The organism is Stutzerimonas sp. LR2 (assembly GCF_055755175.1).
In genome coordinates this window covers 371,021-394,017 of sequence record NZ_JBVTRR010000003.1, presented here as the reverse complement: position 1 = coordinate 394,017, position 22,997 = coordinate 371,021, and the positions used below count along the sequence as shown (strand labels likewise).

The 22,997-nt window shown below is 66.3% G+C and carries 20 protein-coding genes; 12 read left to right on the top strand and 8 right to left on the bottom strand.

Annotated elements, in window-relative coordinates; genetic code table 11:
- Positions 1-40: 40 nt before the first annotated feature.
- The 4 genes from ACVRRC_RS12735 to trpB form a co-directional block, all read right to left on the bottom strand.
- Entirely contained in the window at positions 41-790 is a 750-nt protein-coding gene (locus ACVRRC_RS12735) for an alpha/beta fold hydrolase (RefSeq protein ID WP_048329630.1), read from the bottom strand.
- Positions 783-1,763: an isopenicillin N synthase family dioxygenase gene (locus ACVRRC_RS12730; protein WP_048329629.1), complete on the bottom strand. Its 981-nt coding sequence runs from the start codon at positions 1,761-1,763 to the stop codon at positions 783-785. The genes ACVRRC_RS12735 and ACVRRC_RS12730 overlap by 8 nt, the downstream gene beginning before the upstream one ends.
- Before the next feature lie 385 nt (positions 1,764-2,148).
- The gene (gene trpA / locus ACVRRC_RS12725; RefSeq protein ID WP_045632375.1) at positions 2,149-2,958 is read right to left on the bottom strand and encodes a tryptophan synthase subunit alpha; all 810 of its coding nucleotides are present in this window, start codon (positions 2,956-2,958) and stop codon (positions 2,149-2,151) included.
- Positions 2,955-4,166 carry a tryptophan synthase subunit beta gene (gene trpB, locus ACVRRC_RS12720; RefSeq protein ID WP_011913997.1) on the bottom strand — a complete coding sequence of 404 codons (1,212 nt, stop codon included), beginning with the start codon at positions 4,164-4,166 and terminating at the stop codon, positions 2,955-2,957. Before trpB ends, trpA begins: the two co-directional genes overlap by 4 nt.
- Positions 4,167-4,291: 125 nt before the next feature.
- On the opposite strand from trpB, the gene ACVRRC_RS12715 reads away from it, so the two are divergent.
- Both ACVRRC_RS12715 and ACVRRC_RS12710 read left to right on the top strand, forming a co-directional pair.
- Positions 4,292-5,182, top strand: coding sequence for a LysR family transcriptional regulator (locus ACVRRC_RS12715; RefSeq protein WP_011913996.1), 891 nt, complete (start codon positions 4,292-4,294; stop codon positions 5,180-5,182).
- 178 nt (positions 5,183-5,360) lie between these two features.
- Entirely contained in the window at positions 5,361-5,858 is a 498-nt protein-coding gene (locus ACVRRC_RS12710; protein WP_011913995.1) for a DUF3060 domain-containing protein, read from the top strand.
- A gap of 76 nt (positions 5,859-5,934) precedes the next feature.
- Here ACVRRC_RS12710 and galE read toward each other — a convergent pair whose 3' ends face one another.
- Positions 5,935-6,999, bottom strand: coding sequence for a UDP-glucose 4-epimerase GalE (gene galE, locus ACVRRC_RS12705; protein WP_011913994.1), 1,065 nt, complete (start codon positions 6,997-6,999; stop codon positions 5,935-5,937).
- 425 nt (positions 7,000-7,424) lie between these two features.
- Between galE and ACVRRC_RS12700 the strand changes: the two genes are divergently transcribed.
- The 5 genes from ACVRRC_RS12700 (at position 7,425) to ACVRRC_RS12680 (ending at position 13,084) form a co-directional block, all read left to right on the top strand.
- Positions 7,425-8,609 (top strand): glycosyltransferase family 1 protein, encoded by a 1,185-nt coding sequence (locus ACVRRC_RS12700; protein WP_019405908.1) that lies wholly within the window; start codon positions 7,425-7,427, stop codon positions 8,607-8,609.
- Positions 8,597-9,817 carry a UDP-galactopyranose mutase gene (glf, locus tag ACVRRC_RS12695; RefSeq protein ID WP_020306923.1) on the top strand — a complete coding sequence of 407 codons (1,221 nt, stop codon included), beginning with the start codon at positions 8,597-8,599 and terminating at the stop codon, positions 9,815-9,817. Before ACVRRC_RS12700 ends, glf begins: the two co-directional genes overlap by 13 nt.
- A 98-nt stretch (positions 9,818-9,915) precedes the next feature.
- The gene (locus ACVRRC_RS12690) at positions 9,916-11,070 is read left to right on the top strand and encodes a glycoside hydrolase family 1 protein (protein WP_437207951.1); all 1,155 of its coding nucleotides are present in this window, start codon (positions 9,916-9,918) and stop codon (positions 11,068-11,070) included.
- Positions 11,067-12,872: an ABC transporter ATP-binding protein gene (locus ACVRRC_RS12685; RefSeq protein ID WP_013983517.1), complete on the top strand. Its 1,806-nt coding sequence runs from the start codon at positions 11,067-11,069 to the stop codon at positions 12,870-12,872. Before ACVRRC_RS12690 ends, ACVRRC_RS12685 begins: the two co-directional genes overlap by 4 nt.
- Entirely contained in the window at positions 12,869-13,084 is a 216-nt protein-coding gene (locus tag ACVRRC_RS12680; protein ID WP_013983516.1) for a KTSC domain-containing protein, read from the top strand. The genes ACVRRC_RS12685 and ACVRRC_RS12680 overlap by 4 nt, the downstream gene beginning before the upstream one ends.
- A gap of 36 nt (positions 13,085-13,120) precedes the next feature.
- Here ACVRRC_RS12680 and ACVRRC_RS12675 read toward each other — a convergent pair whose 3' ends face one another.
- On the bottom strand, positions 13,121-14,707 hold the full coding sequence (locus tag ACVRRC_RS12675) for an ATP-binding protein (protein WP_126527191.1): 1,587 nt from the start codon (positions 14,705-14,707) through the stop codon (positions 13,121-13,123).
- A gap of 82 nt (positions 14,708-14,789) precedes the next feature.
- Complete coding sequence (locus tag ACVRRC_RS12670; protein ID WP_061374264.1) at positions 14,790-16,316, bottom strand: ATPase domain-containing protein; 1,527 nt, start codon at positions 16,314-16,316, stop codon at positions 14,790-14,792.
- Positions 16,317-16,726: 410 nt separating this feature from the next.
- On the opposite strand from ACVRRC_RS12670, the gene ACVRRC_RS12665 reads away from it, so the two are divergent.
- Positions 16,727-18,028 (top strand): ABC1 kinase family protein, encoded by a 1,302-nt coding sequence (locus ACVRRC_RS12665; RefSeq protein ID WP_472997081.1) that lies wholly within the window; start codon positions 16,727-16,729, stop codon positions 18,026-18,028.
- A 15-nt stretch (positions 18,029-18,043) separates the two neighbouring features.
- Positions 18,044-18,745: an SDR family NAD(P)-dependent oxidoreductase gene (locus ACVRRC_RS12660; RefSeq protein ID WP_014597309.1), complete on the top strand. Its 702-nt coding sequence runs from the start codon at positions 18,044-18,046 to the stop codon at positions 18,743-18,745.
- 6 nt (positions 18,746-18,751) lie between these two features.
- Here ACVRRC_RS12660 and ACVRRC_RS12655 read toward each other — a convergent pair whose 3' ends face one another.
- On the bottom strand, positions 18,752-20,839 hold the full coding sequence (locus ACVRRC_RS12655; protein ID WP_472997080.1) for a hybrid sensor histidine kinase/response regulator: 2,088 nt from the start codon (positions 20,837-20,839) through the stop codon (positions 18,752-18,754).
- A gap of 398 nt (positions 20,840-21,237) precedes the next feature.
- Between ACVRRC_RS12655 and ACVRRC_RS12650 the strand changes: the two genes are divergently transcribed.
- From ACVRRC_RS12650 to ACVRRC_RS12640, 3 genes are all read left to right on the top strand, one after another.
- Positions 21,238-21,867 carry a LysE family translocator gene (locus ACVRRC_RS12650; protein WP_472997079.1) on the top strand — a complete coding sequence of 210 codons (630 nt, stop codon included), beginning with the start codon at positions 21,238-21,240 and terminating at the stop codon, positions 21,865-21,867.
- A 177-nt stretch (positions 21,868-22,044) separates the two neighbouring features.
- Positions 22,045-22,479, top strand: coding sequence for a DUF6152 family protein (locus ACVRRC_RS12645; RefSeq protein WP_230678708.1), 435 nt, complete (start codon positions 22,045-22,047; stop codon positions 22,477-22,479).
- Between the two features lie 10 nt (positions 22,480-22,489).
- The gene (locus ACVRRC_RS12640) at positions 22,490-22,963 is read left to right on the top strand and encodes a hypothetical protein (RefSeq protein ID WP_019405915.1); all 474 of its coding nucleotides are present in this window, start codon (positions 22,490-22,492) and stop codon (positions 22,961-22,963) included.
- The last annotated feature ends 34 nt before the right edge of the window (positions 22,964-22,997 follow it).

Below are 22,997 nucleotides of genomic sequence, written 5' to 3'. Positions count from 1 at the left end.
CTTGAAGGTTCGGCGTGTTGAGCGCGATGCAATAAACGGGTCAGCGCACGGGATGTGGTTGGCGCGCGAAGAAATCCAGCAGGGCGGCGAGCAGCGCGTCGGGCATGGCCAGTTGCGGCGCATGGCCACAATCGAGGCGCACGCGCTCGGCACCCGGCACCAGTTGCTGCATGCGCTGCTGCACCCGTGGCAGCACGGAGCGGTCCTGCGTGGCTTCGATATACAGCCGCGGCAGACGACCGAAACGCGCGGCCGTCCACTGTGCGGCGATATCGCGGCCGCCGTCGGGCTGCACTGTCAGGCGGCGCGCGGCAGTGATCGCGGCCACTGCCGGTGCATCGTGAAAGAACAGGGCGCAGGCGGCATCGCCCGGTACGCGGCTGCCGCCGGGCGCGGCCTCGAGATAGGGGCCGATGCCGCTGACCTCGGGAAAGTCGCGGGCGAGCTCGGCACAGAGTTCGCCGAAGCCCATGCCGCTGGGCAGCATCATGCCGGCGACATAGGTGACCCCGGCGATGCGCTCGGCATAACGTTCGGCCACGGCAGTGGCGGTGATGCCGCCGCCGGAATGCGCGACCAGATGGATCGGGCCGGGCAGCGTCTCGATCAGCGCGCCGACATGTTCGACGTAGCGCTGCAGCGAGACCTCGGCGAGTGGCGTGGCGTCGCTGCCGTTGCCTGGCAGGTCGAGCGCGTGCGGTCGGTGGCCGGCGCTGCGCAGGCCATCCTGCAGCGAATCCCAGACCCAGCTACCGGCCCAGGCCCCGTGGATGAGGACGATGTCAGCCATAGGTCCTCCGGTACATCTCGCGGTGGTGTTCTTCCACCGTCACCGCGGGGTAGCGCGGCGCCTCGCCGGGCGCGAGGCAGGTCGGCAGGCACTCGACCACATGGTCCGGGTTGCCGCTGAAGAAGAACGGCACGCTGTAGCGCTCGCGTCCGGACATGTTGACCACCCGGTGCAGCGTCGAACGGTACTGGTCGTTGGTCCAGCGGGCGATCATGTCGCCCAGATTGACCACATAGGTGCCGGGCACGGGCACTGCGTGAATCCAGCTCTTGCTGTGGCGATCCCAGACCTGCAGGCCGGGGTTCTCGTCCTGCAGAAGCAGCGTCAGCCCGCCGAAATCGGTATGCGCGCCACAGCCCTTTTCGCCGGGCGCGGCATTGGCCGGCTGCGGCGGGTAATGCAGCAGGCGCAGGGTGCTCATGGAGTCGCGGCAGAAGCCGGCGAAATGATCCTCCGGCAGTTGCAGCGACAGCGCGATGGCCCTCATCAGCCGATTCGCCAGCGCATTCATCGCGTCGCGATAGCGCTCCATCGTCGGGCGAAACTCCGCGAGCTCGATCGGCCACTGGTTGGCACCGTGGTTGAAACGCCCGGCCAGTACCCGCGGGTCGTCCTCGGCCAGCTCCTCGCCGATGTAGAAGCCCTCCTTGAGATCGGCCGGCGCACCGGCTTCCAGCACCTGCCCGCGCAACGGCTCATAGCCGCGATTGGCCTTCGAGAACACCTTGTCCAGTGCGCGCTTGCCGGCTTCCGGCAGGGCAAAGAAGGCCCGCGCCTGCTCGAACACCGCCTGCTGCAGCGCCGCGTCGACGCCATGGTTGGCGATACAGAAGAAACCGACCTCGCGACAGGCCGCACCGATGCGTTCGGCCACGGCGGCGCGCTCGTCGAGATCGGGAGAAAACAGCCCGGCGATGTCGATCAGCGGCAGCGCGGCGGCTTCGAGATGGCGGGCGCAAAGGGATTCATTCATGGCTCGATCCTGCTCTGCCGACCGCGGAATGGCGACCGGCGAGCGCAGTATCCGGCGCGCCGCTTGTACTCAAAAGCAGAGAATATCGAGCACGCCGATGCCGTTTCGGCAACAGCGGTGGGTGCCTTTTCTCGAGGCAACCGCTGCTTCGCCGTGGTGCGTAAGCCGGCCTGCGCCGTGTCTGGCAAAGGGACGCAGAGCGCGGAAATCCCACGCCCTTGCGCACCGTTCAGGTGCATCGAAGGCAGCGCAGGCGGGGCTGATTTTTTTCAGAAGGGTAAAGCGCTGTGCACGGCAGCCGAGTTGGCCTTGCCAAAGAACACAGGCAAAAAAAACCGCCGCCCGGATCGACCGGGCGGCGGTGCTCTGCAGGGCGACGTTGCGGTCAGGCGCGGGCGCTGCGCACGCCGGTACTGATCTGGCGGCACAGTTCCAGCACGCCTTCGACGGCCTGTGCGTTGCTCTTGGCATTGGCGATCTGATCGATCAGCGCCGAGCCCACTACCACCCCTTCGGTCAGCCGGGCGATGGCGGCGGCCTGTTCCGGCGTGCGGATGCCGAAGCCGACGCAAACCGGCAGCTCGGTATGGCGCTTGAGGCGCGCCACGGCTTCCTCGACATGCTCGAGCGTCGCCGAACCGGCACCGGTCACGCCGGCCACCGAGACGTAATAGACGAAGCCGGAGCTGCCGTTGAGTACCACGGGCAGGCGCTTGTCATCGGTGGTCGGGGTGGTCAGGCGGATGAAGTCGATGCCCGCGGCCTGGGCCGGGTCGCAGAGGTCTTCGTTGTGCTCCGGCGGCAGGTCGACCACGATCAGGCCGTCGACGCCGGCTTCCACCGCCTCGGCGATGAAGCGCTCCACGCCCATCTTGTGGATGGGATTGAAGTAGCCCATCAGCACGATCGGGGTGGTCTGGTTGTCCTGGCGGAATTCACGAACCATCTGCAGCGTCTTGGCCAGGTCCTGCTTGGCGGCCAGGGCGCGGATGTTGGCCAGCTGGATCGCCGGGCCGTCGGCCATCGGGTCGGTGAAGGGCATGCCCAGTTCGATGACGTCGGCACCCGCGGCCGGCAGGCCCTTGAGGATCTGCAGCGAGGTGGCGTAGTCCGGATCGCCGGCGGTGATGAAGGTCACCAGTGCGGCGCGGTTCTGTTGTTTCAGCTCGTCGAAGCGCGTCTGCAGGCGGCTCATATGTGTTCTTCCTGTTCGTCGTAGTGGTGCATGACGGTCTGCATGTCCTTGTCGCCGCGGCCGGAGAGGTTGACCACCATCAGGTGATCCTTCGGCAAACCAGGCGCGCGCTTGAAGACTTCAGCCAGCGCGTGGGAGGACTCCAGCGCCGGGATGATGCCTTCCAGGCGGCAGCAGGTATGGAAAGCCTTGAGCGCTTCCTTGTCGGTGATCGAGGTGTACTCGACGCGGCCGATGTCGTGCAGCCAGGCGTGTTCCGGGCCGATGCCGGGGTAGTCCAGGCCGGCGGAGATCGAGTGGGCGTCGATGATCTGGCCATCCTCGTTCTGCAGGAGGAAGGTGCGGTTGCCGTGCAGTACGCCGGGTACGCCGCCGTTCAGGCTCGCCGCGTGCTGGCCGGTCTCGATACCGTGCCCGGCCGCCTCGACGCCGATGATCTTCACACTGGCGTCATCCAGGAACGGATGGAACAGGCCCATGGCATTGGAGCCGCCACCGATACAGGCCACCAGCGAGTCGGGCAGGCGACCTTCCTTTTCCATCATCTGCTCGCGGGTTTCCTTGCCGATCACGGCCTGGAAGTCGCGGACCATGGCGGGGTAGGGGTGCGGTCCGGCGACGGTGCCGATCAGGTAGAAGGTGTTGTGGACGTTGGTCACCCAGTCGCGCAGGGCTTCGTTCATCGCGTCCTTCAGGGTGCCGGTGCCGGCGGTGACCGGAATCACTTCGGCGCCCAGGAGCTTCATGCGGAAGACGTTGGCCTGCTGGCGGTCGATGTCGGTGGTGCCCATGTAGATCACGCACTGCATGCCGAAGCGCGCGGCCACGGTGGCAGTGGCCACGCCGTGCATGCCGGCGCCGGTCTCGGCGATGATGCGCTGCTTGCCCATGCGCTTGGCCAGCAGGATCTGGCCGATGCAGTTGTTGATCTTGTGCGCGCCGGTGTGGTTGAGCTCTTCGCGCTTGAGGTAGATCTTCGCGCCGCCGCAGTGTTCGGTCAGGCGCTCGGCGAAGTACAGCGGCGAGGGGCGGCCCACGTAGTCGCGCTGGAAGTAGGCGAGCTCCTTGGCGAACTCGGGGTCGGCCTTGGCTTTTTCGTACTCGGCGGCCAGCTCGTGGATGAGCGGCATCAGCGTTTCGGCGACGTACTGACCACCGAAGTGGCCGAACAGGCCCTTGGCGTCAGGGCCGTTGCGGTATGAGGTCATGTCGGACTCCTGTGTAGGCGGGCTGCCGAGCGCGGGCCGGCAGATGCGATGGTGTCAGGGTACGGCTATGGCCGCCCGGATAAAAGCGATAAGATCGACGCAACCTGTCAGGAAAACTCACGGATATGGCGCGCGATCTACCTCCTCTCAACGCATTGCGAGCCTTCGAGGCTGCCGCCCGGCTGGGCAGTCTGAGCGAAGCGGCGCGCGAGCTGCACGTGACCCACGGAGCGATCAGTCGGCAGGTCAAGCAGCTCGAAGAGCAGCTTGGCGTTGGCCTGTTCGTCAAGGAAGGGCGCGGCGTAAAACTCACCGATGCCGGTGCGCGGCTGCGTGATGCCGCCAGCGAAGCCTTCGAGCGTCTGCGCAGCACCTGCGCCGAGCTGCAGCGCCAGACCGCCGAGGCGCCGTTCGTGCTCGGTTGCCCGGGCAGTCTGCTGGCGCGCTGGTTCATCCCGCGGCTGGATCGGCTCAATCGCGACCTGCCGGAATTGCGCCTGCAACTGTCGGCCAGCGAAGGCGAGCTGGACCCGCGCAAGCCGGGGCTGGACGCCACGCTGTGGTACGCCGAACCGCCCTGGCCGGCGGACATGCAGGTGTTCGAGCTGGCCGCCGAGCGCATCGGCCCGGTGCTCAGCCCCTACCATCCACGCTGTGCCGACCTTCGCGGCGCGCCGCCGTCGGCTGTGCTCGACGAGACGCTGCTGCACACCGCCTCGCGGCCGCAGGCCTGGCCGAACTGGGCGCGTCAGCAGGGGCTGGATCCGGCGCGGCTGCGTCTGGGACAGAGCTTCGAGCACCTGTATTTCCTGCTGGAAGCGGCGCTGGCCGGCCTCGGCGTGGCCATCGCGCCACAGCAGCTGGTGGCCGACGACTTGCGCCAGGGTCGTCTGCTGGCGCCCTGGGGCTTCGTCGAGACCCGCGCCAGACTGGCGCTCTGGGTGCCCGCGCGGCGAGTCGACAGGCGCGCCGAGCGTCTGGCGGAGTGGTTGCGCAACGAGCTGGAGCGGCAATGAGCTACGCATAACCGACACGGCTAATGCCACCACGGTGGCGTTGCTGTCGACGTGCAGCTTTCGGCGTCGACGCGCTGGCCATGCCGGCGTTGAACTCGGCATCGGCCATCGAGTCCTAGCCGCACGGCAGCGGAGCGGTTCCGATGCCTTCTGTTTCGGCTCAAAAGGAACTTTGCGAATGAATCGTTGCGCATGTGCTGCACTGGTGGCTGGTCTGCTGCTGGCCGTCACCGCTCAGGCCCAGCCACTCGAGTTCGATGGAATCGAACTGTCCAGGGACATCCCCTGTGGCGGACGGGACGTGAACATCTCCGGCAACGCCAACACCATCAGCCTGACCGGCGATTGCGGCGTGGTGCAGGTATATGGCACGGATCACAAGGTCAGCCTTGGTACCGCGACCGCGCTGGAGATATCCGGCATGGACATCAGCGTATCGGCGACGTCCGTAGCCCGGCTCATGGTCGACACCGCCAAGAATCGTGTGCGTGGCGCGGTGGTCGGTGATGGACAGACGGCGATCGTCGAGATCGATGGTGCCGAGCACGAGCTGGACCTGCGGTTCGACGGGCCCGTTCAGATCACACTCAATGGCGTCGATAACCAGCTGAACTGGAGCGGCGACGAGCCGGCGATCTCCTCGTCCGGCGTTGGCCACCGGATCGTCCGCCAATAGCGATTGGCGATACGCTGGGAACCATGGTCGCTTGCGGGCGGCTTGCGCAGCCCGAGGCGGGCCGCGCGGGGGCCGTTCAGCTGGCCAGAGCGGTCTGCGTGGTTTCCGCGTCCGCCGCGGCGACCTTGTCGGCGGCATAACCGCGAGGGTTGCGGCTCTGCCAGCGCCAGGCGTCGGCGAGCATGGTGATCAGGTCCTTTTCGGCGCGCCAGCCAAGCTCGCGCTCGGCCTTGCTCGGGTCGGACCAGCACTGGGCGATGTCGCCGGCACGGCGTGGCTTGATCACGTGGGGCAACGGGCGCCCGGTGACTTCCTCGAAAGCTGTGATCATTTCGCGCACCGAATGGCCCTTGCCGGCGCCGAGGTTCCACACCTGCGCGCCGTGCACGAGATTAAGACGCTCCAGCGCCTTCAAATGGCCTTTGACCAGGTCCACCACATGGATGTAATCGCGGATGCCGGTGCCATCTGGCGTCGGGTAGTCGTCGCCGTAGACGCTGAGCTGCTTTCGCCGACCCACCGCCACCTGCAGCATGTACGGCAGCAGGTTGTTCGGCACGCCGTTGGGGTCTTCGCCGATCAGCCCCGACTCATGGGCGCCGATAGGGTTGAAGTAGCGCAGCAGCGCGATGGACCAGCGCGGGTCGGAGTCGGCCAGGCCCTTGAGCACGTTCTCGGCCATCAGTTTGGACTGGCCGTAGGGGTTGGTCGGCACGCCAGTGGGACGATCCTCGGTGATGGGCATCACCGGCGACTCGCCATAGACGGTGGCCGAGGAGCTGAACACCAGCTTGAACACTCCGGCTTCGGCCATGGCCTGGCACAGCGCGATGCTGCCGCCGACATTGGTTTCGTAGTAGCGCAGCGGCTCGCGCACGCTCTCGCCAACCGCCTTCAGGCCGGCGAAGTGCATCACCGCAGTGATCGGGTAGGCAGCGAAGAGCGCCTTGAGCAGCGAGCGATTGCGCACGTCGCCCTTGACGAAGTGCAGTGGCCGGCCGGCCAGTTGCTCCACGCGGTCCAGAGCCAGCTGCGAGCTGTTGCACAGGTTGTCCAGTACCAGCACCTCATGCCCGGCCTGCAGCAGTTCGAGCACCGCGTGTGAGCCGATGTAACCGGCCCCTCCTGTCACCAGAATCATCTGTCTACCTCCGAAGTTCGCAGTCTTTCGACACGCTCGGGACACTGCGGCTGGCCATGGCTGGCGCTGCATGAGTCTCCGTAATTTGGGTTCGGCGAAACGGAACGGGACGGCGACGGCGAGCTGCGCGCGAGGGGTTCCGATGCCGGTTTAAATCAGGCGTCCTGCTGATAGGGACGGGGCAACGTCCGAGCGAGTTCAATTCACCCGCCAGCCGGTCGACGGCCTGTGCAATCTGATGATTGGCGGGAACCCGTACCGCTGATTGCCGTCCACTACCCGGCAGGCGGCGCGGGTTGCAGGGTTTTGCGAGCCTCGCTGTCGCCTCGAATCGATACGCCTTACGCAGGGCAGCGCTGGCTTTTCAAGTGACGGTTGAACGGCCATGGGAGGCCTGGCCGCCGCCACCGAAAACGAGGTGCTAGATGAGCTGGGCCGGCCCGTTCCAATACGACATCGGCAAATCCCGCAACGCGCAGCAGGTACCGGCCGAAGTGGTCTTCGACGATCAGGTTCCGACCCTGCTGTGTCTGTCGCATCTGCGCTGGAGCTTCGTCTACCAGCGCCCGCAACACCTGATGTCGCGTTTTGCCCGCGACTACAACGTGCTCTTCCATGAGGAACCGATTCCCACCGAGGATGCCGAGCCCTGGCTTGAAGTGCGTCCCGAGGAGAATGGCGTGCAGGTGCTGATCCCGCGCCTGCCGGCCGGCTGCGAGGGGGAGGATGCGACCCGCGTGCAGCGCCAGTTGCTCGATGGCTACCTGGAAAAACTCGGCGTCAGCGACCTGCTGCTCTGGTACTACACGCCGATGAGCCTGGCGTTCTCCGATCACCTGGCGCCCGGCCTGATCGTCTACGACTGCATGGACGAGCTCTCGGCGTTCCGCGGCGCGCCGCCGGAACTGGTGGAGCGCGAGGTGGAACTGATGTGCCGGGCCAACCTGGTGTTCACCGGCGGCTACAGCCTCTATGAAGCCAAGCGCCAGCGCCACGACAACGCTCACCCGTTCCCCAGCAGCGTCGATGTCGAGCACTTCGCCGCCGCGCGCCGCCCGCAGCACGACCCGGACGATCAGGCAGAGATTCCGCATCCGCGCCTGGGCTTCTACGGCGTGATCGACGAGCGTCTGGACATCGCCCTGGTCGAGCAGGTCGCGCGCATGCGGCCGGACTGGCAGATCGTGCTGGTCGGCCCGGTGGTGAAGATCGACCCGGCCGAGCTGCCGCAGCGCGACAACATCCACTACCTGGGCGGCAAGACCTACGACGAGCTGCCGCAATACCTGTCCGGCTGGGACGTGGCGATCATGCCGTTCGCACTGAACGAGTCGACCCGTTTCATCAGTCCGACCAAAACCCCCGAATACCTCGCCGGCGGTTGCCCGGTGGTGTCCACGCCGATCACCGATGTGGTGCGCACCTACGGTGACACCGGGATCGTGCGCATCGCCGACAGCGCCGAGGCGTTCGTCGCTGCCACCGAAGCCGCCCTGGCCGATGCCGAAGACCGCGACGGTCTCTTGGCCAAGGCCGACGAGATCCTGGGCGACATGTCCTGGGATCACACCTGGAGCCTGATGAAGGAGAAGATGCAATGCGCGATATGAGCCCGCAGGACAGCAACCCGGAACGTCTCGGCGCAGGCGCGGGCGACCAGCCACAGGCGCGCAGACGCGGCTTCGACTACCTCATCGTCGGCGCCGGCTTTGCCGGCAGCGTGCTTGCCGAGCGCCTTGCCACGGGGCTGAACAAGCGCGTGCTGGTGGTCGACCGGCGCCCGCATATCGCCGGCAATGCCTACGACTACCACGACGAGTCCGGCGTGCTGATTCACCGCTACGGCCCGCACATCTTCCACACCAACGCCCAGCGCATCGTCGATTACCTCTCGCAGTTCACCGAGTGGCGCCCCTACGAACATCGCGTGCTGGCGCAGGTGGATGGCCAGGAAGTGCCGATCCCGATCAACATGACCACGCTGAACAGGCTCTATGGCCTGAACATGACCACCGAACAGGAAGCGGCCGACTTTCTCGCCAGCCGCGCCGAGCCGGTGGAGAACATCCAGACCAGCGAGGACGTGGTGATCAACGGCATCGGCCGTGAGCTGTACCAGAAGTTCTTCCGCGGCTACACCCGCAAGCAGTGGGGGCTGGACCCGTCGCAGCTGGACAAGTCGGTGACCTCGCGCATCCCCACGCGCACCAACACCGACGACCGCTACTTCACCGACACCTTCCAGCAGATGCCCAAGCATGGCTACACGAAGATGTTCGAGAAGATGCTGGCGCACCCCAACATCAAGGTCATGCTCAACACCGACTACCGCGAGATCCGCGACGAGGTGCAGTACGACCACCTGATCTTCTGCGGCCCGATCGACGAGTACTTCGATTACCGTTTCGGCAAGCTGCCGTACCGCTCGTTGAAGTTCGAGCACAAGCAGCTCGACCAGGAACAGTTCCAGGCCGTGGGTACGGTCAACTACCCCAGCGAGGATGTGCCCTACACGCGCATCAGCGAGTACAAGCACCTCACCGGGCAGGTCCACCCGAAGACCAGCATTACCTACGAGTACCCCTCCGCCGAGGGCGATCCCTACTACCCGATCCCGCGGCCGGAGAACGCCGAGCTGTACAAGCGCTATCAGCAGCTGGCGGACGAAACGCCGAACGTGACCTTTGTCGGCCGCCTCGGCACCTACAAGTACTACAACATGGATCAGGTGGTAGGGCAGGCGCTGGCGCTGTACAAGCGCATCGAGGAAGCCGAGCACGCCGGCCAGACGCAGGCGGTCGCCGAGCAACTTGGTTGAAGCGCAACGGTCGTTATGCAAGAGCCCGAGGCGCGTGCGCTCGGGCACGGGCAGCGCGGTTAACGCTGCGGTCGCTGGCGTCATCCAAGAGGTAAACGATGCACCACCCCTCTGTATTCAAGAGTTTCTTTCTCGGTGGTTTCGAGTGCTCGAACCATCGCCGCAGCGACGGCCGCCGGCTCGACCTGCTCGCCGCGACCGGCCACGACCGCTGGGCCGCGCACGACTACGCCGAACTGCACCGCCATGGCCTGCATGCCGTGCGCGACGGCCTGCGCTGGCATCTGATCGAGCGCCAGCCGGGGCAGTACGACTGGTCGAGCTTCCTGCCCATGTTGCAGGCCGCCCAGCGCCAGGGTACCCAGGTGATCTGGGACCTCTGTCATTACGGCTGGCCGGATGACATCGACATCTGGCGGCCGCAGTTCGTCGAGCGCTTCGCCCGTTATGCCGCGGCGGTGGCGCAACTGGTCAAGGACGAGACCCGCGATGTGCCGTTCTATGCACCGCTCAACGAGATTTCCTTCTGGGCCTGGGCCGGCGGCGACGAGGCCTACTTCAACCCCATGGCGCGCGGCCGCGGCTTCGAACTCAAGCACCAGCTGGTGCGGGCCACCATCGCCGCGATGCAGGCGATTCGCGCGGTCGATCCGCGGGCGCGTTTCGTTCAGGTCGATCCGGCCATTCATGTGGTTGCTGGCAACGACCGGCCAGGCCCGCAGCGCGACGCCGAGCGCTTTCGCCAGGCGCAGTTCGAGGCCTGGGACATGCTCTGCGGCGAACAATGGCCGGGGCTCGGCGGTGCGCCGGAGTACCTCGACATCATCGGCGTCAACTACTACTCGGATAACCAGTGGTACCACGGCGATGGCAGCACCATCGCACGAGACAATCCCGACTACCGGCCGTTCAAGGGCATCCTGCGCGAGATCCATCAGCGCTACCAGCGCCCCCTGCTGATTGCCGAGACCGGCGCCGAGGGTGACCTGCGCGGCGACTGGCTGCGCTATGTCAGCGAGCAGGCGGGCCTGGCGATGCAGGCCGGTGTGCCGGTGGAGGGCATCTGCCTGTATCCGGTGCTGGACTATCCGGGCTGGGCGGACGAGCGACACTGTCCGGTTGGCCTGCTCGGTTTTGCCGACGAAAGCGGCCGGCGCTGCGTACACCAGGGGCTGGCCGATGAGCTGCGCCTGCAACAGGCGCGCTTCAGCCAGTCAAATCCGGCCCCGCAACTCGCCGCAGTGATGTCATGAACCAGGCGGCCGCCGTGCCCCAGGCAAAGGCCGACGAGCTGCCGTTGCCCAGCCGTCCGGTGGCGTTTCTCTGGCATTACATCTGCGCGCGGCCCTGGCATTTCGGCGGCCTGCTGGCACTGATCATCGGCGCGGCGAGCTGCGCGGTGGCCGTGCAGTACGGCATGAAGCTGCTGGTCGATGCGATGGCGCAGGGCACCTCGGATCGCGGTTCGGCCAACGTCTGGTGGCCGTTGGGGCTGTTCATCGGCCTGATTGTCACCGAGAACGTGTTCTGGCGCCTAGGCGGCTGGCTTGGTTGCCGTACCGTGGTGGCCAGCGTGGTGGACATCCGCGTCGACCTGTTCAAGCACCTGACCGGCCACCCGATGCGCTATTTCACCGAGCATTTCGCCGGCTCGCTGGGCAATCGCATCTCCGCCCTCGGGGCCGCGGCCGGTTCGATCTATGGCGGGCTGGCGTGGAAGATCGTGCCGCCGATCGTCGACTTCCTCGGCGCCGTGGTGGTGCTGTTCACCGTCGGCTGGCAGATGGCGGTGGCGCTGATCGTCTTCGTCGCCATCGTCGCGGCGCTGATCACCGGCTTCGGTATCCGCGGACGCAGCAAGCATCAGCGTTTCGCGGCGCAATCGGCGCGGGTCGGCGGCGAGCTGGTGGACGCGGTGTCGAATGTCTGGACGATCAAGGCCTTTTCCGCCCGGGATCGCGAGGCCGAACGCCTGGCCCATGAGATCGGTTACGAGGCGCGTGCCCAGCGACGCAGCTGGATGTACCTGGAAAAGGCCCGTGTGATGCATGACATCTGCCTGTCGGTGATGGCCGGCGGCATGCTGATCTGGGCAATCCAGCTGTGGATCGGCGGTTCGGTGACCGCCGGTGACGTCGTGCTGGTCAGCGCGCTGACCTTCCGTATCCTGCACGGCTCGCGTGACCTGGCGCTGGCTTTGGTGGATGCCACCCAGCAGCTCGGCGCCATCGACGACACCCTGCGCATCATCGTCCAGCCCCACGGTCTGGAGGACACCGATACCCAGCTGATGCTCGCCGAAGGCGACATCACCTTCGAGGGGGTCGGCTTCGGTTATCCCGAGCGCGGCATGGTGTTCGAGCAGCTCGATCTGCATATCCCGGCCGGGCAGAAGGTAGGCGTGGTGGGCTCCTCGGGGGCGGGCAAGTCGACCCTGATCCATCTCATCCAGCGGCTGGACGATGTGCAGCACGGCCGCATCCTGCTCGACGGCCAGGACATCCGCAGCGTCAGCCAGGACAGCCTGCGCGAGAAGATCGCCGTGGTGCCGCAGGAAACCGCGCTGTTCAATCGCAGCATCCGCGAGAACATCCGCTACGGCCGCCCTGACGCCTCGGACGAAGAAGTGGTCCAGGCCGCCCGCCGGGCGTTCTGCGACAGCTTCATCCGTGAGCTGCCGCAGGGTTACGACACCCTGGTCGGCGAGCGTGGGGTGATGCTCTCGGGCGGCCAGCGCCAGCGCTTGGGTATCGCTCGGGCCTTCCTCAAGGATGCGCCGATTCTCATCCTCGACGAGGCCACTTCGGCGCTCGATACCCAGTCCGAGGCCGAGATCCAGGCCGCGCTGGACAACCTGGTGCACAACCGGACGGTGGTGGCCGTGGCACATCGCCTGTCAACGCTGTCGAGCTTCGACCGCATCATCGTGCTGCGCGACGGTCGCATCGTCGAGGACGGCCCGCCACAGGAGCTGCGCCGCCGCGGCGGCGAGTTCGATGGGCTCTGGCGCATGCAGGCCGAGGGCTTCAACCGTGATACCGCTAGCGGGCCATGAAGCGCGTCGCCTTGCAATCGAGCAGCCTGCGCTCGCTGGGCTACGACCCCGAGCAGCAGATACTGGAGGTGGAATTCAGCAGCGGTGCGCTGTATCGCTACGAGGCGGTTCCGCCCGAGGTGGTGCAGGCGTTGCTGGAGGCCGACTCGCTGGGCCGGCATTTCAATCAGGTATTCAAGCCGCAGCACTATCGCTATCGGCGAATCGACTGAGCCACCACCCGCTTCAGTCAGGGTCGGAAGGGCAATCTAGACGTCCTTCGCGCCCTCGATCGCGTCGTGCAGCGAGGCGGCCAGGTCTTCGAGCCGATAGGGCTTGGCCAGCACGTTCACCCCCTCGGCCGCAGCCGATTGCTGAGCGGCCTCGGCATAGCCGCTGGTGAGCAGCACCGGAACGCCCAGGGCGCGCACACGGATCTCCCTGGCCAGTTCAACGCCATTCATGCCACCTGGCATCATCACGTCGGAGAACACGACATCCACCTTGCAGCCGTTGGCCAGCGCATTCAGCGCAGCGGTGGCACTGTCGGCGTGGCTGACGCGGTACCCCAGGTGCTCGAGCATCTCGCCCACCAGCGCGGCCACTTCCTCGTCGTCATCCACCAGCAGCACGCTGCCGAGGGAAGGGTCGGCGGCATCGTCGGCGGCGCGTTCATCCTCGGCGGGCTGCTCGGGCACACGCGCCGAACGCGGCAGCAGCATGATCACGCTGGTGCCGCGCCCGCATTCGCTTTCGATCCAGACGGTGCCGCCCGATTGCCGGGCGAAGCCGTAGACCTGGGCCAGGCCGAGCCCCGAGCCCTTGCCGATTTCCTTGGTGGTGAAGAAGGGATCGAACACCCGTGCGCGGACGTCCTCCGGGATACCGGTGCCGTCGTCGATGACCGCGAGGCGGACGAAGTCGCCGCGCAGGCCCATGACCGGTTCATCCGGCGCATTGCGTGCCTCGATCAGGATCGAGCCGCCATCGGGCATGGCGTCGCGGGCGTTGACCGCGAGGTTGAGAATCACCAGCTCCAGCTCGCCCGGATCGACTTCCACGGGCCACAGGTCCGGGGCGAACTGCACCTGCACGTGCACGTCGCCGCTCAGGCTGCGGTCGAGCAGCTCGCGCATCCGCCCGATGCGCAGCACCAGGTCGACGGATTCCGGCGCCAGCGACTGACGCCGGGAGAAGGCCAGCAGCTGGCGAGTGAGCGATGTGCCGCGCTGGGCCGCCTGGCGCATGCCGGCCATCAGGCGTTCGCGGCGTGCGGGATCGGCACGGCGGTCGAGCATGTCGAGCCCGCCGGAAATCACCATCAGCAGGTTGTTGAAGTCATGGGCGATGCCGCCGGTGAGCTGGCCGATGGCCTCGATTTTCTGCGCCTGGCGCAGGGTCTCCTCAATACGGGTGCGTTCGGCCATCTGCGTGCGCAGTTCCTGGTTGGCCTTTTCCAGCTCGCTGGTCCGTTCGACCACCAGCGCTTCGAGCTCGTGCGAGGCGCGTTCGCGCGCTTCGAGCAGCGCGCGCACCTCGTACTGGCGATGCCGCCCGCGCAGCGCCGCCTTCATGGCACTGGTGAGGGTGATGCTCTGCACCGGACGTTCCAGCAGCGAGACGTTGCGCAGCGCGGCGACCATGCGCTGGCGCCAGGCGGCCACGGCCGGTTGCTGATGCTTGCTGGTGAGCACCACGAAGGGAAAATCGGACCAGGCCGGCTGTCGGTCGACCCAGGCGGCCAGAGCCGCAAGGTCATGGCCGAACAGGCCTTCCTCGGCGATGAATACGGCGTCGGCTTCCGTTTCCGCGCGCTGGAGCACTTCCTCGAGGCTGTGGCAGACCACGGCTTCCATGCCGCTGCGGTTGAGCAGCTCGGCCGAGGCGGGGCCGTCCCGACCGATGGGGGCAAAGACGACTACGGTGGGGCTGTCACGTTTAGTAGGTGTCGTCATGCTCGTCTTTCAGTAGCTGAGCCGCATCGCCGGTGTATTCCGGTGTGCCCGAAAGGATGCCGTTGAAGTGACTCAGGGGCGGCCCGACCTGGATGCCGGTGGGACTGAAGCGGTATTCGCGGATGGTGTTCTCGTGGCGCCCGCTGCGCTTCTTCACCACCGACAGGGCCCGGCGGATGATGCCGGCATGCTCGAAATAGCGCTGCATGATGACGGCATCGCTCAGGTAGCTGATGTCGATTGGGGTATCCATTACGCCAACCAGCCCATGCTGGGCCAATACCATGATGGTGACCACCCCTTTCTGCCCCAGGTAACTCAGCAGCTCGTGCATCTGCAGGACCAGGAACTTGCCGTCCGGCATGGCGTGCAGGTAGCCGTTGAGGCTATCGAGCACCACCAGCCCGGCGCCTTGCACTTCGACGCTGTGGCGCACCGCGGCGGTGAACTCGCCGGGCGACAGTTCGGCCGGGTCGACCTGTTGCAGGTGCAGCAGGCCTCGTTCGATCCACGGTTCGATATCCATTCCCAGTGCGCGGCCGCGGGTCAGCAGGGTGCCGATGTTCTCGTCGAAAACGAAGAAGGCCACCTGCTCGCCGCGTTGGCAGGCGGCGTACGCATAGGTCAGCGCCAGCGAGGACTTGCCGACCCCGGCCGCGCCGACCAGCAGCGCGTTGGTGCCGCGTTCCAGCCCGCCACCGAGCATCCGGTCCAGCATCTCGTTGCCGGAGGAGGCCACCTCGCCGACAAAGCAGGAGCGATGCTCGGCCGCGATCAGGCGCGGATAGATCTGCAGCCCGCCCTTGCGGATGACGAAGTCGTGGTAGCCCCCGCGGAACTGGATGCCGCGCATCTTGATGACCCGCAGACGCCTGCGTTCGGCGCCATAGTCGATGGCCAGCTGCTCCAGCAGGACGACCCCATGGGAAATCGAGTGCAGCTGCAGGTCGCCCATTTCCGAGGTCTGGTCATCGAGCAGGATCACCGTGCAGCGGCGGGTGGTGAAGAAGTGCTTGAGTGCCAGCACCTGCCGGCGATAGCGCAGCGGGCTTTGGGCCAGCAGACGCATTTCCGAAAGGCTGTCGAAGATCACCCGCGTCGGGTTGGTTTCGCTGACGCGGTCGAACACCTGCTGGGTGGTTTCGCTGAGCTCCATTTCCGCCGGGTGCAGCACGGTCAGCTCCAGCTCCGGATCGAGGCTGGTTTCCGGGCTGACCAGTTCGAACACATCAATGCCATCCAGGCTCCAGCCGTGCCGCTTGGCCACCAGCTCCAGCTCTGCCTTGGTTTCCGACAGCGTCACGTAGAGCACGCGCTCGCCCCTGCGCACGCCCTCGAGCAGGAACTGCAGCGCAATGGTGGTCTTGCCCGAGCCCGGGCTGCCCTCGTAGAGATACATGCGGTTGGGGTCCAGGCCACCGCCGAGGATGTTGTCCAGCCCTTCGCTGCCCGTCGAAATACGCTGGGCTTCGTCATCCATGGGGAGATCAAGATCGTGGGTATCGGTCATTTCCATGCTCCTTACGCAGGCAGCCTCATGGAGGCTGCGTGTCCTGGTTCCTGACCTCGCGCTTCGTGCGCCGCGAGGCAATGGAACGCGCCCGTCAAAGCCGCACAAGCGGTCGGGCAAGAAGCCCCATGCCGGTTCGCCATGACCGTGTGGCAGGCGTGTTCGGCAAGCGAAAACCGAGGGGCGTAGTCATCTATTCCGACTGGGCTTTTGCCGCGCCGTTCCGCATATCGGAATTTGACCGGGCTCGTTGCAGGCGTCATCGCGACCTCAGGCGGCGCACCATCAGGCGCCCCGAGAAGCCTTCGCAGGTAGGTTCGCTGCGGGTGCGCAACAGGCTGCAACCATTGCACCTTGGATCGACATCGCGGCTGTTCCATGATCAGCCTTTGCCTTCACAGGTAGCCGCCATGTCTCGATTCTCGCGCCCCTCGGCTTCGGCGCTCGGCCGCTTTCTGCAGCTGGGCGGCACCGGTGCGCGGATCGCCGGCAATCTGCTGGTGCAACGCATCACGCCGGGCAAGGCGCGCATCGACTGGCAGCCGGTGGGCGAGCTACTGGGCGATGCCCTTGGCCAGATGAAAGGCCCGGTGCTCAAGCTGGGCCAGCAGGCTTCGCAATGGCAGGACCTGTTGCCCGAACCCATCAGCGCGGCGCTGGCGCGCCTGCAGAATCAGGTGCCCTCGCTGCCGTTCGCCGCACTGGAAGCCAACCTGCAGCGGCTGTATGACGGCCGCCTCTACGACCTGTTCGAATCCATCGAACCGACGCCTGCCGCGGCCGCTTCGCTGGGCCAGGTGCACCGCGCCCGTGATCGCCAGGGCAGGGCGTTGATCATGAAGGTCCAGTACCCCGGCATTCACGCGATCTGCGAAGCGGACCTGCGCCAGCTGCGCCGCCTGATGCCACTGGGGCGTCTGTTCGGTACGCCACTGGCGCGGCTGGAGGCGGTCTACACCGAGCTGCAGCGAGCCATCGGCGAGGAGCTGGACTATGCCGCCGAACGTGAAAACCTCGAAGCCTTCCGCGCGCACTTCAGCGGCTGGCCCGGCATCGGCATTCCCTTCGCTGCCAGCGAACTCTGTCGGCCCGGCGTGCTGGTGCTGGAGGACCGCCCCGGGCGTTCCATGGCCGAGGTCGAACAGGCGCCCGCCGATGTCCGCCAGCGCCTGGCCGAAAGCCTCTGCCAGTGGCTCGCCGAGCAGGCGTTCGGTCTGCAGCGGCTGCACACCGATCCGCATCCGGGCAACCTGGCCTGGACCGAGCGCGGCGAACTGGTGGTCTACGATTTCGGCAGCGTGCTGCGCCTGGAACCGCGTCTGCTGGCCGGTTACGTACAGATCTTCGAGGCGCTGCGCGGCACTTCCAGCGAGGCGCTCGAGGCGGGCTTCCAGATGCTCGGCGGACGTCAGCCTGGCAGCATGCCGCCGCACGGGCTGTATCGGCGCATCCACCTGATGCTGCACCCGTTGTTGCAACCGGGCGCGCAGTGGGACTTCCGCGAAGCGGCCTTGCATCAGCAACTGTCCGAACTCTTTCCGTTGCTGATGTCCGCCCTCGGCAGCCTGCAACCGGCCTCCGGCACCTTGCTGATCAATCGCACCCTTGAAGGTCACTACTGGAACCTTTACCGCCTTGGCGCCCGCCTGCCCATCGCCGACCTGCTCGCCGAGCATATCGAGCGCTGGCGAAGCGGTGCCTCGCGCCCCTGACCGCCGGAGATCGCCATGCCGTTGCAGTCATTTCCCCCAGGATTTCGCGCGCTGGTCATCGGCGCTTCCGGCAGCATCGGCGCGGCGCTGGTCGCTGCCTTGCAGGCCGACCCGCGCTGCGCGACGGTGATCGCGCTCGGTCGTGGGTCCGAACCGGCGCTGGACCTCGCCGATCCGGTCAGCATCGAACGGGCCGCGAACGCGGTGGCGGGGCAGGGGCCATTCCACCTGATCATCAACGCTGCCGGCGTGCTGCACGGCGCGGATTTCATGCCGGAAAAGCGCCTCGCCGATCTCGACCAGGCCCAGCTGCTCGCGACTTTCCAGATCAACACCTTCGGGCCGGCGCTGCTGCTGCGTCACTTCTGCGGGCTTCTGGACCGTCAGCGCGGCGTGCTCGCCATGCTCTCGGCCAAGGTGGGCAGCATCGGCGACAACCGTCTTGGCGGCTGGTACAGCTACCGCGCCTCCAAGGCCGCGCTGAACATGCTGATCAAGACGGCGTCCATCGAGGTGCGCCGCAGCCAGCCCAATGCCGTGCTGCTGGCGTTGCACCCGGGCACGGTGAACTCGGACCTGTCCCGACCCTTCCGTGGCGCCGAAATCGGCCGACCGCCCGCGGATGCCGCGCAGGATCTGCTCAGGGTCATCGACAGCCTGGGGCCCGAGGCGAGTGGCGGGTTCCATGCGTACAGCGCAGAAGTGCTGCCGTGGTAGGGCCTCTCAACCAACCGGGGTGGCGATTGCGCGGGCTACGGTTTCGGCCAGCAGTTCGAGCGAGAAGGGTTTGGTCATGAGTTGCATGCCGGGGGCCAGGCAGTCGAGGCGGGTCGCGGCCTGTTCGGCGTAGCCGGTGATCAGCACCACCGGCAGGCCAGGGCGCCGTTGCTGAAGCATTTCGGCGAGCTGGCGGCCGTTGAGCCCCGGCAGGCCGACATCGGTCAGCAGCAGGTCGAGCGAATCGAGCTGTGCGGCGACTTCCAGGGCGCTCTGACTGTCGGCGGCCAGGTGCACACGGTAGCCGAAATCCTCGAGCGCGCTCTGCAGCAGCGGCCGCACGGTGTCGTCGTCCTCGACCAACAGTACCGTGCGCCCGCCCCCTGCACCGGGAACGCGGCTCGTTGCCGCGGCCGATTCTTCCCGCGCGTCGGCAGGCGCCGCTGGCATGTGCAGGGCGACGCGGGTCCCCTTGCCCTGGCAGCTGTCGATGGTGATGAAGCCGCCGCTCTGGCGGACGAAGCCGTAGACCATCGACAAGCCGAGCCCGGTACCTTCGCCGAGGGGCTTGGTCGTGAAGAAAGGCTCGAACACCTTGTCCACCAGGGGCGCTGGAATGCCAATGCCGGTGTCGATGACGCGCACGCACAGGTATTCGCCGGTCTGCACGCCGTGGCGGGAGGCCTGCTCCGCTGGCAATTCCAGGCGCTGCGTCTCGATGCGCAATGTGCCGCCGTCCGGCATGGCATCCCGGGCGTTGAACGTCAGGTTGAGCAGGGCGTTTTCCATCTGGCCGGGGTCGACCAGGGCGAGCCCGGCGGCCTCGTCAATAGCCAGCTCGAAGCGGATGGTTTCGCCCAGGCTGCGCTGCAACAGCTCGGCAAGCGAGCGGATCAGCGGATTGACCGCGGTCGGCCGGGTCTGCAAAGGCTGGCGGCGGGAGAAGGCCAGCAGGCGCTGGGTCAGGGAGGCGGCGCGCTGCGCCGAGCCATGTGCCGCATCGAGATACCGCGGCAGGTCGTCATGGCGACCGGTATCCAGGCGCAGGCGAATCAGATCCAGCGCACCGATGATGCCAGTCAGCATGTTGTTGAAGTCGTGTGCGATGCCGCCGGTAAGCTGGCCGACGGCGTCCATCTTCTGAGAGTGGCGCAGTTGTTCCTCTGCTCGGCTGCGCTCCTGGACTTCGACGGTCAGTTGGTCGAGCGCCTGCTGCAGTGCCTGGGTTCGCAGCTCGACCTCCTGCTCGAGCTGCTGATTGAACTCGCGCAGCATCTCCTCGCTGCGCCTCTCGGCATCGACGTCGATGATCACTACCGCCGCGCCCATCGGCTGCTCGGTGTTGTCATAGAGGGGCACGCCGCTCAGGCGCAGCCAGCGTTCGCCGCCGTTTTCGGGGTAGTACCGGTAGTCCTGGTCATTTACCTGCTCGCCGCGCAGGGCACGGGCACCGACGTACTGGCTCGGCGGTATGACCTGCCCCTGGCTGTCCAGGCCTACCCAGCGCCGGGCCCGGTCGGGCGCCGCCGAAGGTATCTTCCGGTTCGGCACGTACTCGTCGTACTTGGGGTTGCTGAGCAGCGTATTGCCGTCGGTATCGATGAAGCAGACCCCGACTGGAAGGTTCTCGATCAGTCGCTCGAAGCGGGCTCGCTCATCGACTTGTGCGGACTTCTGTCGCTGCCGGGCGAGCCGCTCCCGATGCAGCTGTATGCAGGTGGCGAGGCAGCTGAGCAGCGTGGCGGGCCCGACCGGTTCTTCGAGTACCACGAAGTCGCTGATCGCCGACGGCAGGCGGGCACGGAGCACAGCATGGGGCTCGGTGCCGGAGTCCAGCAGGATGAACGGAATGGCTCCGCCGGCCGGCAGTTGCCCGAGCGCGGCGCTGAGGTTATCCAACGGCCCCGCCGCCAGCTCGTCGGCGAGCAACACGACGTCGACCGTCTCGTCGATGCGCTGTGCCAGGCTCGTCTGGTCAGTGCAAAGGCCGACGCTGTAGCCCTCGGCGGCCAGCAGCGCGGCGAGCTCGCGCCGTTTGTCGCTGTCGCGCATGCCGAGAACGATTCGCTTTGCTTCCGCAGTTTCGCCTGCCATCTGTAACGTGCGCCTTGTCTGGTTGGTGGTCCGATCAGGGCTCCCGATCGATCGGACATGGCTCGACGCGGCTGCCGGTGTCGGGCAGTGCGAAAGCAGGTCCGTCCTTGGGCGGACTGCCGACAAGCGAGAGTGTTCCCAGGAGCTGCATGGTCACCCGCTTGAGCACGGCATGGTATCGGTGAACGCCGGTGGGAGATAGGAGCCTGCGCCAAAGGGCCGCTAGACGGCCCGAACGTGTTCTGGACGTCTGCGGGTCTGTCGATCCGGTGCAGCGTGCCACGCGCGACCACGTCGAATTGGCTGCGGACTCGCCTGTCTGCTACAACGCACGTCAGCCCGGCGACCCGCGGCATCTGGCCGGTCAGATGGGCTACGAGACGACAGGAGCGCTTCCGATGATCGATCTGCCGCTGATGCTTGCCTTTATCGCAGCCGCGTCCCTGCTGACCGTCACGCCGGGTGTGGACACGGCCATCGTGCTTCGCACGGCCACGCTGGAAGGGCGGCGGCAGGCGGTACTGGCCGCGGCGGGTATCTGTCTGGGTTGCCTGGCATGGGGGGTGGCGGTCTCGCTCGGGCTCGGCGCGCTGCTGCAGGCCTCGGAACTTGCCTATACCCTGGTCAAGTTCGCCGGCGCCGCCTACCTGATCTGGCTCGGCTCGCATCTGTTGTTCAAACGTCGCGCCTCGTTCGACGCGGGCACGCTCGAGGCGCCTTCTGCAGCGAGCGGTCAGGCCTTCTGGCGCGGCCTGCTGACCAACCTGCTCAACCCCAAGGTGGGCGTGTTCTACGTCACCTTCCTGCCCCAGTTCGTCCCGCTCGGCGCGGATGTGGCCGCCTATTCGTTCTTCCTGGCCGGCCTGCATGTACTGCTGACCCTGGCCTGGTTCGCCGTCCTGATCGCGGCAACGATTCCGCTTGGCAGGCTGCTGCGCCGCCCCGCGCTGACCCGGGCGCTGGACCGGCTGACCGGTGGAGTGCTGGTGGGGTTCGGGGTAAGACTGGCGGCTTCGAGCGGTCCGTAGGGGCGCTTTCCGGGCGCTCAGCGGCACCCGCTCAGGGTGCCCAGCATCGACGCCTGAAAAAGGATGCTACACATTCCTCCCGCGATCCTCGGCACTGCAGCGCTTTGCGGTCTAAAACTCGGGAACTGCGTTCGCTGTGTCGGACGCCCAGCTATTCTTCGCTGAGGAGCCATGATCATGTCCCTATCGAGCCAAAGCCGAACCGCCCGCCATGTGATCTTTATGGCGCGCGAAGCGCTTTATCGTTTCGCCCTGACGCTGTGCGTGACAGCGATGACGCTGGTCACGACGCAGGCCTTCGCGCACCACGGCTGGGCCTGGGCCGAAGAAGAGCAGTCGGAGTTGAAGGGCACGATTGCCGAGATCTCGATGGCGCCACCTCATCCGGCCTTGCGCGTGAAGGCAGAAGACGGCCGCATATGGCAGGTCGATCTGGGCAATCCGAGCCAGACGAAACGTTCAGGCTTTACCGGGGATACCGCCAAGGTGGGCGATGAAATCACCGTGCTCGGCAACCGCACCAAAGAGCCGAACGAAGCGCATATGAAAGCCGTCCGCATCACCGTGGGTGGCAAGCAGTACGACATGTATCCGGAACGCATCGGGCAATGACGACAGGGCCATGACAGCTTTCCTGCAGGCGATTGCGGGCTGGCCCGGTGCCGTCTTCCTGCAGGAATACTGGGTCGCCTATCTCGTCGTCAACGCCGCACACATTCTTGGCATAGGGCTGCTCCTGGGCTCGATACTGCCGTTGGATGTGCTCCTATTGCGGTCTGCGCACGGCCGCGATCTGTCGGTCCTCGGCCCCTTTCTCGTCCGAGCGGCGGCAACGGGCGCCACGCTGGCGGTGGTGACGGGGCTCTGGTTGTTCTCGGTGAACCCCGTGGCGTATGCGGACAATCCTGCCTTCCTCTGCAAGGTCGCACTGCTCCTGCTGGCCATCTGCAACATTGCACTTCAGCATCGCGGCGAACACTTTCATGCCGCGCTGCATGGCGGGCCGCCGAGGGTACGCGTCCGCGTGCTGGCTGCCACATCCGCCACTCTGTGGCTATCCATACTTATAGCGGGTCGTTGGATCGGCTTTGTCTGAAACGCAGATGGCGCTGCAGGCGGCCGTAAGGCGC